Origin of the sequence: Microcystis sp. LSC13-02 (assembly GCA_002282935.1) — a bacterium.
Lineage (GTDB): Bacteria > Cyanobacteriota > Cyanobacteriia > Cyanobacteriales > Microcystaceae > Microcystis.
Genome location: MTBT01000028.1, coordinates 1 through 16,933, shown reverse-complemented (window position 1 = coordinate 16,933; position 16,933 = coordinate 1). Strand labels below are relative to the sequence as shown.

The 16,933-nt window shown below is 43.8% G+C and carries 10 protein-coding genes; 5 read left to right on the top strand and 5 right to left on the bottom strand.

The features are described 5' to 3' along the window. Positions 1–224 precede the first annotated feature (224 nt). The 4 genes from lysA (at position 225) to BGL89_RS01740 (ending at position 3,888) form a co-directional block, all read left to right on the top strand. Entirely contained in the window at positions 225–1,628 is a 1,404-nt protein-coding gene (gene lysA / locus BGL89_RS01755) for a diaminopimelate decarboxylase (RefSeq protein WP_286824075.1), read from the top strand. 21 nt (positions 1,629–1,649) lie between these two features. Further along, positions 1,650–2,570, top strand: a complete 921-nt coding sequence (gene cdaA / locus BGL89_RS01750) for a diadenylate cyclase CdaA (protein ID WP_286824073.1) — start codon at positions 1,650–1,652, stop codon at positions 2,568–2,570. Further along, a complete protein-coding gene (gene uppS / locus BGL89_RS01745) occupies positions 2,567–3,316 on the top strand; it encodes a polyprenyl diphosphate synthase (protein WP_286824071.1) in 750 nt (249 codons plus the stop codon). The genes cdaA and uppS overlap by 4 nt, the downstream gene beginning before the upstream one ends. 257 nt (positions 3,317–3,573) lie before the next feature. Further along, on the top strand, positions 3,574–3,888 hold the full coding sequence (locus BGL89_RS01740; RefSeq protein ID WP_002738222.1) for a DUF1825 family protein: 315 nt from the start codon (positions 3,574–3,576) through the stop codon (positions 3,886–3,888). A 261-nt stretch (positions 3,889–4,149) separates the two neighbouring features. On the opposite strand, the gene BGL89_RS01735 is transcribed toward BGL89_RS01740, so the two are convergent. The 4 genes from BGL89_RS01735 to pdxA form a co-directional block, all read right to left on the bottom strand. Beyond that, the gene (locus BGL89_RS01735) at positions 4,150–7,569 is read right to left on the bottom strand and encodes an Eco57I restriction-modification methylase domain-containing protein (RefSeq protein ID WP_286824054.1); all 3,420 of its coding nucleotides are present in this window, start codon (positions 7,567–7,569) and stop codon (positions 4,150–4,152) included. Between the two features lie 173 nt (positions 7,570–7,742). Then, a complete protein-coding gene (locus tag BGL89_RS01730) occupies positions 7,743–11,072 on the bottom strand; it encodes a helicase-related protein (RefSeq protein WP_286824052.1) in 3,330 nt (1,109 codons plus the stop codon). Between the two features lie 65 nt (positions 11,073–11,137). Further along, positions 11,138–12,502: an NAD-dependent succinate-semialdehyde dehydrogenase gene (locus tag BGL89_RS01725; protein WP_286824050.1), complete on the bottom strand. Its 1,365-nt coding sequence runs from the start codon at positions 12,500–12,502 to the stop codon at positions 11,138–11,140. A 24-nt stretch (positions 12,503–12,526) separates the two neighbouring features. Further along, positions 12,527–13,555, bottom strand: coding sequence for a 4-hydroxythreonine-4-phosphate dehydrogenase PdxA (pdxA, locus tag BGL89_RS01720; RefSeq protein WP_286824048.1), 1,029 nt, complete (start codon positions 13,553–13,555; stop codon positions 12,527–12,529). A gap of 191 nt (positions 13,556–13,746) precedes the next feature. Between pdxA and corA the strand changes: the two genes are divergently transcribed. Continuing rightward, on the top strand, positions 13,747–14,904 hold the full coding sequence (gene corA / locus BGL89_RS01715) for a magnesium/cobalt transporter CorA (protein WP_286824046.1): 1,158 nt from the start codon (positions 13,747–13,749) through the stop codon (positions 14,902–14,904). Between the two features lie 202 nt (positions 14,905–15,106). On the opposite strand, the gene BGL89_RS01710 is transcribed toward corA, so the two are convergent. Next, entirely contained in the window at positions 15,107–16,762 is a 1,656-nt protein-coding gene (locus BGL89_RS01710) for a CHAT domain-containing protein (protein WP_286824044.1), read from the bottom strand. Positions 16,763–16,933 lie beyond the last annotated feature (171 nt).

Sequence of the window (16,933 nt, the reverse complement as noted above, 5' to 3'; positions counted from 1 at the left end):
AAGGTTCAGTTTTTAGCTTGGTTATCGCTTTTTCCATTGTAGCTTAAAGCCGTCCTAAAAGGACGGGGTTTTAACCCAAATTTTCGATAACAACTTGTCGTAAAGTGAAAGAGAGAACTATTTTGGCTATCTAGATCACCAACGGTCAAAATTCCCTTGACTGAATCGGTGATGGGCAGAGATTGTCACAAAAATTATCGATTTCTTGACAAAAAACACCGATCATGCTATCAACTGAACCTAAAATCAGCAATTCCGGACAAAAATATTTAGCCTATCAAGAGTGTCTATCTCCGAATCAAACCCTGTTCCCCCTGACAGCCAAGGTTAATAACCGCGATTGTCTAGAAATCGGTGGTTGTGATGTCACGACTCTAGTGGAACGTTTCGGTTCACCCTTGTATATTGTCGATGAAGTCACCCTCCGCACAGCCTGTCGTCAATACCTGCAAGGTTTCCAGACTCATTATCCCGGAGAATCTAGGGTAATTTATGCCTCGAAAGCGTGGAATTGCCTGGCTGTATCGGCCGTGGTCGCTAGGGAGGGATTAGGTTTTGATGTGGTGTCGGCCGGAGAAATTCACACAGTGTTAACCGCTTTAGACCAGATCAATAAAACCGATGTGCCGATCTACTTTCATGGTAATAACAAATCGATCGCCGAGTTAGAATATGCGATCGAGCATAACTGCATTATTATCGTTGATAACTGGCTAGAGTTAGAAAATCTGGTTAAATTAGGCGAAAATCGTCCTGATACCCCTATTCCGATCCTGTTGCGTTTAACCCCCGGTATCGAGTGCCACACCCACGAATATATTCGCACGGGTCACTTAGACAGTAAATTTGGTTTTGACCCCCATCAAATCGAAGCGGTATTTGACTATGTTTTAGCTCATCCGGTGCTGAATTGTCTAGGTTTACACGCTCACATCGGTTCCCAGATTTTTGAACGTCAACCCCACCAAGACTTAGCCGCTGTGTTGGCAGATTGGTTTAAATTAGGATTAGAACGGGGTTTACCCCTAGAGCAATTAAATGTGGGTGGTGGTTTAGGGATTCGCTACGTCGAAAGTGATGACCCCCCAAGTATCGAGGAATGGGTGCAAGCGGTGTCCTTAGCAGTGGCCAAAGCTTGTCAGGAAAGAGGTATCGCTTATCCCCTGCTCATTGCCGAACCGGGACGCTCTCTGATTGCCACCGCTTGCGTAACGGCCTATACAGTGGGTAATCGCAAAGAAATCCCTGAAATCCGCACCTATATCGCCGTCGATGGCGGAATGTCCGATAATCCCCGACCGATTACCTATCAATCGGTTTACCGGGCCGTGGTCGCTAATAAAATGAGTCAAGAATGTCAGGAAGTGGTGACAATAGCTGGAAAACATTGTGAATCTGGCGATATTCTAATTAAGGATATTACGCTACCGAAAACCAACCCGGGAGATATTGTAGTGGTTTTAGCCACGGGAGCCTATAACTACAGTATGGCTTCTAATTACAACCGCTTACCTCGTCCGGCGGCGGTAATTGTCCAAAATGGAGAAGCTAATCTGATCCTTGAACGGGAAAATCTGGCGGATTTGCTGCGTCAAGACCGCTTACCCAATCGACTCTCCTTGATATAAACCTCATCGCTATCGTCCCCCATGTCGGGTTTTTTTCTGGACCCTCGCCGGTTATTGTCCTGGATTCTCAGCCATGGTCTGTCAGTCCTAGACTTTGGGTTAGTTCTCCTCCTTACCTATATGCTGCTGCTAATTATCGGCGAGCGGCGTACCTTTTGGATGGTGCGAGGACTAATCTACTTAATGCTGGCCTCGGTGATTAGCGATGCCCTAGGATTGCGCTTGCTGGGGTTAGTCCTAGAAAAATTGATTTTGGGGGCAGCAGTGGCGATTGCTGTGATTTTTCAGTCGGAATTCCGCCGTTTTTTAGAATTATTGGGCAAAGGTCAAGTGGGGGAATTATTTAAAAAAAGTTCCCCCACTCCCAAGACCGATAATGTCATTGATGAGTTAGTGGACGCAGTAAAGGATCTATCTCAAAATCGCACCGGCGCGCTGATGGTATTAGAAACCAGTGGCAATCTCGACACCAAGGTGTTTGTCAATCCGGGGGTGACGCTCAATGGCCAAGTATCTAAGGAATTAATTCAAACTATTTTTCAGACTAAAACTTTACTGCACGATGGGGCCGTATTGATTCGGGGCGATCGAGTGGTGGCTGCTGGTGTTATTCTACCCTTATCGGAGCGCAGTACCTCTAGGCAATTAGGCACCCGTCATCGGGCGGCCATGGGCATTACCGAAAGGCTAGATAATTGTATCTGTATTGTGGTTTCTGAGGAAACTGGCTCGATTTCCCTCGCGTCGGGGGGTAATTTGGATCGGCCCTTAACCAGTAGTAAACTAAAGGAGCTTCTCGAAGCGAAGTTTTCTCCGTCGGGAGAGGGGGAAGTGGTCGCACCGAGTTGGGGACGTTTAGGGCGTACAATTGGCTTAAAAGGTCGTCTAATCTTAGAAAAATTCTCCCGTTCGCCCAGCGCAACCCCCAAAGATAGAAAATGACTCTTAAACCGAGCTTGTCACCAGAATTACCTACGGATTTAGATAAAAACCGTTTGCCTCAGCACGTCGCAGTGATTATGGATGGGAACGGTCGTTGGGCGAAAAGTCGTGGTTTACCGCGGATTATGGGCCATCAACGGGGAGTAGATGCACTAAAAGACTTGCTGCGCTGTTGTCGTGACTGGGGGATTCCCGCTTTAACCGCTTATGCTTTTTCTACGGAAAATTGGGGTCGTCCCCTGGAAGAAGTCGAGTTTTTAATGACTCTATTCGAGCGGGTTTTGCGGCGCGAATTAGAAGAAATGATGCAGCAAAATGTCAAAATTCGCTTTATTGGGAATTTATCAGTCTTGCCAGAGTCTTTAAGACGGGAAATTGCTAAATCTCACGCAGAAACTAGCAAAAATTCCGGTATTCAATTTACGGTGGCTACTAATTATGGTGGCCGAGAGGAGATCGTGCAAGCTTGTCGGGCGATCGCTCGTGAGGTGCAACAGGGTTTAGTCTCCCCAGAAGCGATCGATGAATCTCTCTTTGAACAGTATCTTTATACTGCTGGGATTCCTAACCCAGACCTGTTAATTCGCAGTAGTGGGGAAATGCGAATTAGTAATTTTTTACTCTGGCAAATGGCCTACGCGGAAATCTACGTTACTGACACCCTCTGGCCCGATTTCGATCGAGTGCAATTTCACCACGCTTTAAAAGATTATCAGGGTCGTCATCGTCGTTTTGGCAAATTATAAGGGCTGCAAGCCCAAATTGCTCGAAATAGCCACTGTGGAGCATTTAAAGGACAATTTTTGCTCTTTACAAGAGATTTGATCACTTTTAATTTTAACTTACTCCCCGGGGCAACGGTTAAACCAGGACGAGAGGGCCGTTTGTCAAGTTCTCGATTTCCCCAATACGGTAATCCGTAAATCGACTGGAGCTAGACTTTTCCCCGGCTAAAATAAAATAGGGGAGAGAATAACTATCGACGATAAGCAGTTTTAAGATTATGGGATTCTTTGACTCAGAAGTGGTTCAACAGGAAGCTAGACAGCTATTTGAAGATTACCAGTCCCTCACACAACTAGGCAGCGAGTACGGTAAATTCGATCGAGAGGGTAAAATAATCTTTATCGATAGGATGGAGGAGTTAATGGAACGCTACAAGATATTTATGAAGCGTTTTGAGTTATCTGAGGATTTTTCCGCCCAAATGACCGTAGAACAGCTAAAAACCCAATTAGGTCAATTTGGTATGACTCCCCAAATGATGTTCGACCAAATGCAGCAAACCCTTGAACGGATGAAGGCAGAGATTCGCTAAAATTGCCGATATTTATCGGGTATTGGCCGCTTTTTACCCGATAATGGCTCTCTCCAGTTTATCGCTCGGAAAATTGGGGTTGTCTGCGGTTTTTTGAGAACAATAGTCTAATAATTTTAAGTAGGTTTGCTGAATAAATCTAAAAACCTTGTCGGATAACACTTTTGGACTTTTTTGACATCAAAAAGTGCCAGCAATTGCAGTGATCCAGGGGAAAATTTAGGTACTTTTTCCCTGAAAATCGGTCAAAACCCACTTCCCCTACAGGTTTTGGTAAGCTTTGAGGGTGGCAATTTTGACGCTTTCGGAAGCGAGGGGAAAGGTACTTAATATATGCTGAAATTCTATCTCATTTAATTCATATAAGTGGCCTACTATTGCATCTAGTTTAGCCCTAATTTTTGCCCTTTCTGTCTCCTCTGTTACTCCATTTTTATGGGAACCTATCCCCACTTCTTTCGCTAATTCGTCAAATTCCTCGCTTACACAAATCAATTTCGCTGCCTTTTCTACTATCTCCTCAAAGTATCTATCTCCCTCTTTTAATCGGGGAATAGGTAGCTGATATATGTAGAAAAAATTTATATTAGCAGATACCCGATGACGAAGCGAGTAATCTAGCACAAAACTATTCCAGATAGCAACCAAGAATAAACATTCTTTATTGTTGGTTGCACGATTAACTTCTTCTTGAAAATGTACAATAGATTGAAAGTTTTCTCCATGAAAAGCAGGAGGTATAATGGTAGCTGTTAAAGTTCTAGCATTAGTGCTACTGGCAATTTTACGAAATCCAGTTCGATAGGTTTGATAGTCTAGTATCTGCTGATTATCTGGCAATTTTCCTAATATTGCTTGTCTTCCTTCTGATTCATTTATCCAATAGCGCGGTTGAGATAAACCATGGCTGAACTGTTCAATCATTTTTCCTTCGTAGAGAGGTAATCTTCCCTTTGCGGGTTCAGTTTTAAACAAATAACTATCATTAGTCATATCAAATTCGCGAGTTAACTTGAGATTCCATGTATCGGGAAGGGTTTCTCCTAGCAGGGGAAAACGAGACATTTTTTCGGCAATTTGAATATCTATATCCTGTTTAAATTCCATTACCGAGAGGGAATCGGGGGATAGTTTGCGGATTAAATCGACGCTAATTACTAAACTGTCTTTATGGGGAAAATGTTGTAATTCCTCAACATCGTGACGCATAAACTCCACAGGAAAGGACAGAGTTTGTTTATTTTTCTCAAAAGTTAAGATAGCAATCTTAAAACTTCTATGGACGTTTTCAAAAATTGTTTTACGATTTTCAAAACAAAATAATCCTGTCACCTTTGTCTGAGAAAATAACATCTCTCGCAGTTGCTTGGTTCCTAAATCGGTATAAATTCCACTGGGAATAACCATTCCACATTCACCTTGGGGATGGAGGAGATTAAAACATTGTTCAACAAAAAGCTTATAGAGATTAATATCCGTCCCTTGCTTTTTACCATTCACAATAGAGATTTGATTTTTGTATTGTTCCGAGGAACGAAAATAGAGACTAACGTGGGGGTATTGACTTTGATAATCTAACCATGCTTGAGCAATTTCGGGATTAGTTAACAGTTTTTTCTGTTCCTTTTCAAACGTCTTGATGTCCATCTTATTTTTAGTCACCAAGTCGCTATGCTGAGAAAAAAATTCCTTCGCTTGGGGTTTAAAGACTTCCCAAGGAGGATTAGTGATAATCACATCAAAACCACCCTTTTCCGTAATCAGTTTATCGAAGTGATAACCCCAGTGGAAGGGTTTCAGGGATTGCATATCGGAGAGAGTTAGTAAACGTTTCTTTGCTTTTCCCGTTAATTGTGCGGATTCGTACTTGATTGACAACTTACCGCTAAACTCATCTAGGAGAATTTGGTTTAATTTCACCAAAGATTCGCGGTTAACATCCTCGATGTGATTGCGTAACATCTGGAGACGGTTTTCTTGGGGGGTTCCCTCCACTTCTCCCAACTGGAAAGCGTGTTCCTTGTATAATTCAATACTGCGATTTTTTTCTGCGAGAATTGCTTGATAATTTTGTGCGGTGAGAGATTGTAGGATATTTTCCTCTCCCATGAGATTAAAACTTTTTTCGTCCACGCGAATCAATCCGATGAGGGAATTTCCCGACATGATATTAAAATCAATATTCGGTAGGGGTTCCAATTCCGTCACCGATTGCGCGGCAGCAACTAAAGCGAGAAATAAACGCAGTTTTGCGATTTCTGTCGCTTCCTCCATGATATCGACACCGTAGAGGTTATCGGAAATAATCCGTTTTTTGATGTAATATCCGAGGGAGGGATGGGATTTTCTTACTGCTGCTAACCACTGTTTTAACTTGCTGTCTCCTCGCAGTTCAATTGTTCCAATTACCCCGCTATAAATCGCGATGAGAGTTTTCATCGCAGCCACTAAAAAAGCGCCGGAACCACAGGCAGGGTCTAAAATAGAAAGCTGGGGAAGAATATCTTTAATCAAAATCTCACAGAGGGGAGAATCGAGATTGATTAGTAGTTCAGAAATACTGGCAAATTGTTTGCGGGGATAAAGTTGATTGCTTCTCTCGACAATCCATTTATTAATGGTCCTATCACAGAGATATTCGGTAATCTCCGGACGGGTATAGTAAGCACCAAAAGCTTTTTGGTTGATATACTTTTCAAAGATATATCCCAAGACATCGGGGTTAATTTCGTCATCCCGTCCCCCCGGAGTGTCGTCAAGGTTCCAAGAGTAACGGGAAAATAAATCAAGGATATTCTCAAATGCTTGGTCATCAATACAAATGTTTTGATAAATATTTTCGAGGGGATGTTGGAGAAATAATCCTCCGTTAAGATATTTGACTTTTCCCACCAATGCAGTTACAGATGCGTCTCGTTGGGATTCGGGTTTTGCGAATGCTTGAAAAAATAGGGTTTGCAGGAATTGACGATAGAATAAATTTTCCCCCCGTCGTTGACTTGCTTGGAACTGGTTTTGCAGATAGTTGAAGTCGTTATCGATAAATCCCTTGCGCTGCAGGAAATAGACGAACATTAAACGATTGAGAATAACGGAAGTGTACCATTTTCGATCGCTTTCTCGATCGATTCCCTGGATAAAGGGGAGGAACTGTAAATGCTCTCGCTGGAATTCCTGATAAAATTTCTTGGTAATCTTTTCGATATCGAAACCCTTTTGTAAGAGTTTGGCAATTTCGACTACGGAGGGTTCCCCATCTTCAAAGTCGGTGATATCGAGAACTAATTCCGCTAGTTTACTGAGAAATAAATCTCCCGGTTGTCCTTTAATATATAGATGGTCGCGGATATAACTTTTACTTCCCTCTCTTTTTACCCAGTACCATAAACTGCGCGTCCGTTTGCTATCGACAAAAATCAGCAGATTTTCAGCTATTCTTTCGGTAACTTGTCTCTGAATTTCCTGACGAGTTTGACTATCGGGGATATCTTCCCGACTTACCTCTAATACCACCACTCCCGACACTTCCGCGATTCTCTGACAACTATATTCCTGATTCTCGATGGTAACAGGGAGAGATTTTTTCCCGCGAGGATGGGACCATCCCAATTCCTCGATAAACAGTTGACCAAATTGGAAGTTAGATAATAAGTCGCGAGTCCGGGAGAAGTTGAGGGACATAATGGACCTCTTGGAAAAATCAAAAATTGTTGTTAGGGTTAGGAGTCAGTTATCAGTTATCAGTTATCAGTTATCAGTTATCAGTTATCAGTTATCAGTTAGTTGTAAGGTTTGATCCCCCTAAATCCCTTGATAAGATCATATCCCCCTAAATCCCCGTTGATAAGGGGGAGTTAAGAAGGTTGAAATAAACCCAAGGAACAGATAATCTGGGGTTCTTGATTTGTTTCTTCCTCGTGAACAATACAGAGACGGTCATCTTGATACAAAGATACTACCAAATCGGCCAACTGTTGGTCAGAGATACCAGTTCTTAAACAACGATTTAAGCGATCGAGAGCGGACTGTCTGAGGGGATAATGATAGAGTTGAGCGATTGCTTGATTAAAAACCTCTGGGGGAAAAAGATTATCGCTGCTATCTTGAGCATATCTTTTTAAGCGCTCATAGGTTTTAAATTTTGCCCCCGTCATTCGTCCGAGATGTCCCCCGGAATGGGTTTCCTCCTCCGCAATTAATTCTGTACCTTTTTGTACTAACTGATGGTGTTGGGGATGGAGAGGAATCGGGGGAGTTTGGGGATGACAGGCAGCGGAACGTAAAATAGTTAATTGGGATTGAGTCACACTATTTCCCTGTTTATCCATCCATGCTAAAGCATCATTTCCTCCGGCAGTTTTCAGATAAACCATTACTCCCTCTGGATGGGTTGCTGTGGGGGTATGGGAACGGGTGGAATAAACCACCGGCGGCAGATTCTCTATGGTATGTTTTAAACTAGGGTCAACTTCGATCGCATTTTTCCAAATTTGATACGCTTCCGAAGTTAAATCCACTTCTTGATCCTCCTCCTCATCGATAACCTCAGATTTTTCATGATACAGATCTAATAAAGTCTGGTTATCCATTTCCTCCTCAAAAAATATCTCATCGGTCCCCACCACTTCCGCATTCTCTCGCAGTCTTTGAGATAGTCTCGTCCGTAGTTTAATAATTCTCTCCACTCCCTCCGCAGGTAAAAAGGAATAACAGAGAACCTGACTTGCTTTTTGACCGATTCTATCTACCCTTCCGGCCCGTTGAATGAGACGAATAATTGCCCAGGGCAAGTCATAATTAACGATAATGGCACAATCCTGTAAATTTAACCCTTCACTGAGGATATCCGTCGCGACTAGGACTCGTATTTCTTCCTCCACTTGCTGAGAATTGCTGCGGGGACTAAAACGATGGACAATTTCCGCAGGATTAGCAGAGTTTCCCGTCACTCCCGCAATCTTATCCACTCCCCGATTTCGCAACTGAGTAACTAAATAAGTCACCGTGTCTGCAAATTGACTAAAAATTAACACCTTCTCTTGGGGATGATTTTCCTGTAACAGCTGCCATAACTTCTCTAGCTTTTCGTCGGTCTTTGGCTGCCAAGTCCCACAGGTCTGCAATAATGCTATTAAAGCCAAGGCATCGGATTGTAAGTCTTTTTTCAATGCGGGTTTAAAGACCTCGGTTTTAATCCACTGAAAGCGCTTGCGATAATCACTGCTATACTTTTGATACACTTGTTCGGCTCTTTTTTGATACTCTTTTTCTAACCCGGTTATCCCCCCAGTGTCCTCGGTTTCTATACTGTCTTCTTCTCCATGAGTGACTAAATCCTCATCCAGATAACGAGTGTCTAACAAAGCTAGATCCTGACTCCCGATGGGAAGGGGTAGATTATTGGCCATGGCATGAAGGAAAATATAGTTGCGGAGAATATGACGGTCAAGGGATTGTAGGAAAGCATACCCCCCACTCTCCAAACGTTTAAATAAATTCGTCCGACAAAATCCCATTAATCTTTTACCCGCGCGGGATAGACTTTTTAAGATAGTTTCCTCCTCTCCTGTCCCTTTACATCCTTTAATCAGATAATTTCCCAATCCGTAACGGGGTAACTTCAATCCGTTAAGAGTTATCACCACTGCTTCCGAATATAAACGCGCATAAACCGAGTCTTGTAGGTCAAACGTTATCGTCTTTAGTTGTCGTTGGGGAAGATATACCCTCGACCCATCGGCAAATTTTAGATACTTGCGACCCTGTTCGTCTTCTGTAGCATAATTATTTTTGATAAAACCGCGAGTCCGTCTAATCATATAGAGACGCATTAAGTCTCTCCAGTCGTCGGGAGAGTCACTTTTTTCAAAGGCTGCTAGGGACCTAACCGGAGATTGGTGTCTGCGATTAAATTCGATTTCTCCTCCCAGAGATTCTAGTAGTCTTTCGGGACGAATTCCGAGATTAGTATCCTCTTGAATGAATAAACGCAGTTGATTGGACAGGTCAAGATAGTTTTTATTGTAGGGAGTCGCAGTCAAGAGAATACAGCGACTTTCATTGGTGTTAATGTACTCCTGTATCACCCGATAACGTTTACCCTCTCGATTACGCAGGTTATGACTTTCATCGATAATTACTACCCGATAGCGCCGCAGATTGGGTAACTCCTGCATAACCTGACTTAAGGGGATAATTTTCGCTCTTAATTTGTATTTATAGCTGTAATCCTCCCACATAGTTAGGAGATTTTTCGGACAAATAATTAAGATTTCTAAATCGTAGTCTTCCTGCAAAATATATGCTAGAATGGAAGCGATGCGCGTTTTTCCTAACCCCACCACGTCGCCAATTAAGACCCCACCGCGTCTTTGCACATAACGAGCGGCAATTTTAATGGCCGATTTCTGAAAATCTAGTAAGTCTTGGTCAAACTGTCGGGGAATTTTGTATTCTGCTAAACCTGCCCTGGCTTCAAAGGAAAGATGGTAAGCTATTTTTAAATAGATATGATAGGGAGAAATCAGACTTTCCCGCGCCCAACTTTGGTTAATCACCTCGACAATATCCGCAGAAATATCTAAAGACCAAGTATCTGACCAACGATCATTAAACCACTTTTGTAATTTGGCACAAGCATCGTGGTCAAGGACATCAATATTTAATTCTCCCTGCTGTTGTAATCCCGCAAAAGTTAGATTACTGCTACCTAAAAATCCCACCGTTGGATTATTGACATCATCTCGATGAATAAGGTATAATTTAGCATGGAGATTATAGCGCAAAAATAGGCGAATTACTAGCTTACCCGCTTGGATTTGTTGACCCAAACGTTGCAAAGCTGCCTGATCGCGATTGCTAGGATTCCCCCAAGTTAATTGCTGGCAAAAATCCTGAACAATTTGTTTTTTTAAACGAGCGGAAGTTGCCTTATCTATACCATTTGATCTAGGCAATAAAGACAGGGATTGCTGTAGTAATTCCTGGGGTGCTTTCTGCATACCAATCAGGAGACGACAACAGGACAAATCACCACCGAGAAAGTGATCAATATAGGTGTCTATGGACTGCCAACCGCGCAAATTAAAATAACCCACGCAAAAATCAGCGCGTTGGGCTGCTAATAAACTTTCCTGTAAAATTGGCAATAAATGGGACTCAATATTATCAAAAATGCGCGGCATATTTTTAATTGGTTATGGTGGTGGGTTACGCGTTGCTAACCCACCCTACTGATAACTGAATTTATTTACTTAATCCAAACAGTTTTAACATTAACAAATTCGCGAATACCTTCGACACTTAATTCCCGTCCAAAACCGGAACGTTTAATCCCCCCAAAGGGTAAGCGAGGATCGGATTTAACCATACCGTTAATAAACACACAACCGGCCTCAATTTCGGTAATTAAACGCTCAATTTCTTCGGGGTTATTCGTCCAAGCGCTAGAACCTAAACCAAAGGGACTATCATTAGCTAAAGCGATCGCTTCCTCGATATTTTTGACTCGAAATAGTAAAGCCACCGGTCCAAAAAATTCCTCTTTTTCCCCCGGAGAACCCACAGGAATATCGGTTAAAATCGTTGGTAGATAAAAGTTACCTTTTCCCTCTAAACGTTGACCTCCCACAAGGACTTTACCACCCATAGCGACAGTTTTTTCCACTTGAGCGGCAATTTCCGAGACGATCGATACCGTGGCCAAAGGACCGATATCAACAGTTTCATCGAGGGGATCACCCACTCTCAAAGCTTGGAATTTAGCCACTAATAACTGTTCAAATTGAGCGGCGACAGTTTCCATAACAATAAACCGTTTAGCGGCGATACAAGTCTGACCATTATTTAACAATCGCGCCGTCACTGCCGTAGCCGCTGCCGCCTCGATATCGGCAGTATCTAAAACGATAAAAGGATCACTACCTCCCAACTCCAAAACCACCTTTTTGATCTGTTTTCCTGCGGCGGCTGCTAAACTCATCCCTGCTGGTTCACTACCGGTTAAAGTGGCGGCTTTTACCCGTTCATCGTTAATTAAATCACTAACGCGATCGGCCCCGATCAAAAGAGTTTGAAAAGCGCCTTCGGGAAAACCGGCTTCTAATAAAATTCTTTCCACCGCTAAAGCTGATTGGGGGACATTAGAAGCGTGTTTGAGTAGGCCGACATTTCCCGCCATTAAAGCGGGGGCAGCAAAGCGAAATACTTGCCATAAAGGGAAATTCCAGGGCATAACCGCTAAAATTACCCCTAACGGTTGATAACGGACAAAACTGCGACTAGCATCGGTGGCAATCAGCACATCTTCCAGATAACCGGCGGCATGATCGGCATAAAAACGACAAACCAAGGCACATTTGAGGACTTCTGCGATCGCTGATTTGATTGGTTTCCCCATCTCTAAAGTCATGGTTTTAGCCAATGTCACCTGATCCCGTTCCAAAATATCTGCCGCTTGCCGTAACCACTGTCCCCGTTCACTGATGGGGGTGCGGCGATACTGCTGAAAAGTCGCGTCAGCTAGGGCCAATTTCGCCGCCAATTCCTCCGAGGTTAGAGGGTTAAAAGTCTTGAGAATTTCTCCGGTGGCAGGGTTGACTGAAGCGATACCCATATCCCAATTGTCTCCTATCGAGGGCTATATCTCTAGTTTAGTTCTCCGGTTGTCCCGCTGCTGACATAATTCGATCGCTAATTGGATTGCCGCTTGCATACTCTGGGCCCTAGCGATACCAAGACCAGCGATATCAAAAGCCGTCCCGTGGTCTGGAGAGGTGCGAACAAAAGGTAAACCGATGGTAGTATTAACAGCACAGTCAAAAGCCATTAATTTCACGGGAATTAAGCCCTGATCGTGGTATAATGCCAGATATGCGTCGGCGGGTTGCCCTGCACCGCTAAACCAAGCGCGCCCCGGTTCCACCCAAAGCGTATCGGGGGGGACAAGGCCGATTAATTGGGTTTGCGGGTATTGCTGCCCCATTGACTCCAGCCAAGGCTGTAACCAGTCCTTTTCTTCCCTTCCCAGTTTTCCCGCTTCGCCACTGTGGGGATTAAGGCCGGATATGGCGATTTTTGGGCGATCGATGCCGAAATCTAGCTTTAAAGACTCGATCAATAGATCTAGTTTTCGGGTCATCAGATCGGGGTTCAGGGCATCGGGAACTTCTCGCAGGGGGATGTGGGTAGTGGCGAGGAGAGTCCGTAAGTCGTAGCCGGTGTGAGGGGATTTAGCGACGAATAGCATCCCATAACGGTTAATTCCCGCCATGGTAGCCAAAACCTCCGTTTGACCGGGGAAATCATAACCGGCCAACTGCCAAGAGGATTTAGCGATCGGACCGGTGACAATACCGTCAAATTCGCCCTTGAGGGTGCGTTTTATGGCTTCTTGCAGGTAAAGAAAGCTAATTTCACCACTATGGGCATCCCCACGCCCGAAAACGATTTTTGACCGGTTGTAGGGCAAATCGATCAGAGAAAAGCGATCGAGGAGATGGGGATCGTGATAGGCTTTTTCGAGAAGCGTTCTTGTGCCGATTAGAGTAATCTGACAACTGGACGAGATTGAGGAATCGGCGATCGCTTTTAACACCACTTCAGGGCCGATTCCGGCGGGATCACCGACGGGGATAACTAGACGGGGAATAAAATAGGCGGATTCCATAAATTTTGGCCGTCAATATTGCTAATTCTCCCGATTAATCTCATCGTTGACAATTATCAGGAGGGAATAAATCAGTAAACAATTTTCAGTTTACTGTAATCTCATGGCGATAGATAGTAACTTTAGGCAAATTAAATTTTTCAACTTTTCTGTTTTCTTATTGCCCAAATTAGCCAGATTGTTGTAAGCTTATGACCCAACTACAACCCGATATATTCGTCAACAATCGTCCCGATACCGATGGAGACGAGGAAGAAGACTACTTCGATTATTTTTATGATGAACCGGGGAGTGAACCGGGGACATTAATTATTGAACCGGATGCCAAACCCTCGCGGATTATTTTAATCGACTACGATGAAGATAACGCCATTCGCAAGATGGATATTACTCCCAATGCTTGCGCCCCCTATATTGGCACAAATACCGTGTCTTGGATGGATATTCAAGGGTTAGGTAGTGAGACGGTTTTAAAACAGGTGGGAGCAATTTTTAATCTGCATCCTTTGTTATTAGAAGATGTAGTCAATGTACCCCAGCGACCCAAGTTAGAAGATTATAACAATCAATTGTTAGTGATTTCTCACATGGTGCGACTGAAAGAAGATGAAAGCGGTTTTGATACGGAACAGGTGAGTTTTGTCTTGGGAAAACGCTATCTTTTAAGTTTTCAAGAGGAGGAATTACAGGACTGTTTTGAGATAGTGAGAGATCGAATTCGCACTTCCCAGGGACGAGTACGGAAATCGGGGGCGGATTATTTAACCTATTTATTATTAGATACGATTATCGATGGTTATTTTCCCGTGGTAGAACACTACGAAGATCGGATTGAAGCGTTGGAAGATGTGATTATTAGTAATCCCGATCGAGATACAATGCAGGAAATCTATGATGTCCGTCGGGAATTATTGGCACTGCGTCGCTTAATTTGGCCGATGCGAAATGTCCTAAATTTACTGATGCGTGACCATCATGGTATAGTCAGCGATGAAGTACAAATTTATTTTCGGGATTCCTACGACCACGTCATTCAAATTCTGGAAATTATCGAAGCTTATCGAGAATTAGCGGCGAGTTTGATGGATGTTTATATGTCCACTATGGGCAATAAATTAAACGAAATTATGAAGTTTTTAACCGTAATTTCGACGATTTTTATTCCCTTAACTTTTATCGTTGGTGTCTATGGCATGAACTTCGAGAATATGCCAGAATTAAAAGGAGAATGGAGTTATTTCATGGTCTGGTTAGTCATGTTAGGCGTAGCGGGAGGCTTGATTTTCTACTTCTGGCGCAAAGGTTGGTTTAAACCAATTTATGCGCTTAAAGAGGAAGCAAAAAGTTAGATAGGGTTTGCGGCAAAAAGTTTGTTGGTGGGGTTAGGAGTCAGGAGACAGGAGACAGGAGACAGGAGACAGGAGACAGGAGATTATTTCTATTTATTCTTCCGACACCCTACACCCCACTCCCCCATCACCCCACACCCCACACCCCACACCCCACACCCCACACCCTGCCCCGACGACAAACTTTTTCAGCCAACCCTAATTATTCGACCACAAATGCGAGGATTTGGCCTTGGTAACTGCCGAAGCTAATCTGTAAACCGGACTCTAGGGGAACTTCTTGGTTATGTACCTGTTTCCAGTGGCCATCTTGGTAGATAAAAGTACCAAAACGGGAGAAATCTTCGAGAAAGTATTGATAGTCTGGATGATCGGGTTTTTTACGGCAAATTATCCGACAATGGTTTTTACTAACCCATTTTTCAGTAATCTGTAGATCATTTTCCATGTCCCGTCCTATATTCATGGCACCACCACGGATTGACCATTTTCTTTCGGGACGATCGAGATAGTATAAGAAAGCGGTGGGCATGGTTCCGGAGACATTGGGCATAACCGTCGGTGATTGAGTCTCATCAAGGGTTTGCAGCAATTGCCCGTCGAATTCCGGGTGCATATAGAGAATCGGCAAAGTCCAAGCGGGTTGATTGTACTTGTAGAGGGTTAATAACTGCTGCCTGGCGATACGAACGGCCTGATCAATAGGGACTCTCGGACCGGGAAACAACTTGGACATCTGCGCTTCTTTGTCTTTGAACCCGAAGAGGGTGCGGGTAAAAACTTCGATAAAACTCAAGGCCTCTCGATCAGCGATCGCATCTCGCATAGCCAAAACTGCGGGAACGCCATGGTGAATCAAGACTTCCGCCAGACTGCTGCGGGGGATCATCTCCTGACCTGATTTAGCGGGATAAGCACCCCAGCAAGCATTAAAAACCGTTAAAATGACCTGATTTCTCACCAAAGCTTGGGCTAACTCCGTCCCATTTAGCTGTTCCCCCGGCCGCAGAAATAGGGAACCGCCATTGGGGGCGGCCATTCCGTGACCAGCGTAGAAAAAAGCTTGATATTTTCCCGTATCCAAGGCCCTGGTCAGTTCTTCGGCCTGCGGTCGAATTAAGGTATCGACTTTGACTTTCACTCCCCAATTCTGGAGGGAACTACTGCCCCCAGGGGAGATAGCCTGGATGAGATTGGCGGCCTCGGATTCCAGTGCCTGGTCGGAATTAGTTTCTTCACCCGTATTAATGGCGGTGAGATTGCGGGAACTAGCTGCGGTTTTAATCTGTTTTTCGCCGATAACTAAGAGAATATTGAGACTATTACTTGGTTTTATCGGTGGCAGTGGGTCCACATCGCTGGTGGTGCGGCTAAAGAGTATATTCGGATGCAGAGATATGGCCTGTTTACCTGCTTGCTGCATAATTTCCCAGGGCAGCAGAATTAAATGGGGATTGCGACATTCCAAGCGAATTCGCAGGGGCTGATTTTTGCCGAGGGCGATTCCCTGACTTTGGGCGAAACTTTGACTAATTGATGCTTGAAATAACCATTGCCAGAGACTAATACCTAGTTTCTGCATTAATTGACCGCCATAACTGCCGCCTTCTCCCGAAAGAGTCAGTTTAGGTCGAGAATTTGCTTCTAATTGCTCTAACATCGGCAAGGTCGGCATTTTTTGCAGACAGAACATTTCCTGCCATGCCATCCATTCCGTGGTTAGACTCTCGGTCCATTCACAGTCATGATGCACATATCCCCCCGGTAGGGGTGCTTTCGTCACCCAACGGGCGAAATTATTACTCGTGGCTAAACTAGAGATGGCTAAATTTAGACTAGGGATGGCATCATCGGTCATTGTGGTTATTTAGAAGTCTATAGAATCTTATTCTAGAGGATTTCCGAAAGGCGAGAAAGAGTATTGTAAAGTTTTGCAAGAAATGTGTGCAAATAACAGCAAACAACTGCTACTGTGGTTAGTGCAAGTTTACCTTACAGTTGAAACTATGAGATTATGCCAAGAAAAAGG

Bases quoted from the DNA above. Each gene is read 5' to 3' on its own strand.
- pdxA (WP_286824048.1), bottom strand. From the start codon at position 13,555: ATGGAATCCGCCTATTTTATTCCCCGTCTAGTTATCCCCGTCGGTGAT.
- corA (WP_286824046.1), top strand. From the start codon at position 13,747: ATGACCCAACTACAACCCGATATATTCGTCAACAATCGTCCCGATACC.
- BGL89_RS01740 (WP_002738222.1), top strand. From the start codon at position 3,574: ATGGGATTCTTTGACTCAGAAGTGGTTCAACAGGAAGCTAGACAGCTA.
- BGL89_RS01735 (WP_286824054.1), bottom strand. From the start codon at position 7,569: ATGTCCCTCAACTTCTCCCGGACTCGCGACTTATTATCTAACTTCCAA.
- BGL89_RS01725 (WP_286824050.1), bottom strand. From the start codon at position 12,502: ATGGGTATCGCTTCAGTCAACCCTGCCACCGGAGAAATTCTCAAGACT.
- uppS (WP_286824071.1), top strand. From the start codon at position 2,567: ATGACTCTTAAACCGAGCTTGTCACCAGAATTACCTACGGATTTAGAT.
- BGL89_RS01730 (WP_286824052.1), bottom strand. From the start codon at position 11,072: ATGCCGCGCATTTTTGATAATATTGAGTCCCATTTATTGCCAATTTTA.
- cdaA (WP_286824073.1), top strand. From the start codon at position 1,650: ATGTCGGGTTTTTTTCTGGACCCTCGCCGGTTATTGTCCTGGATTCTC.
- lysA (WP_286824075.1), top strand. From the start codon at position 225: ATGCTATCAACTGAACCTAAAATCAGCAATTCCGGACAAAAATATTTA.
- BGL89_RS01710 (WP_286824044.1), bottom strand. From the start codon at position 16,762: ATGACCGATGATGCCATCCCTAGTCTAAATTTAGCCATCTCTAGTTTA.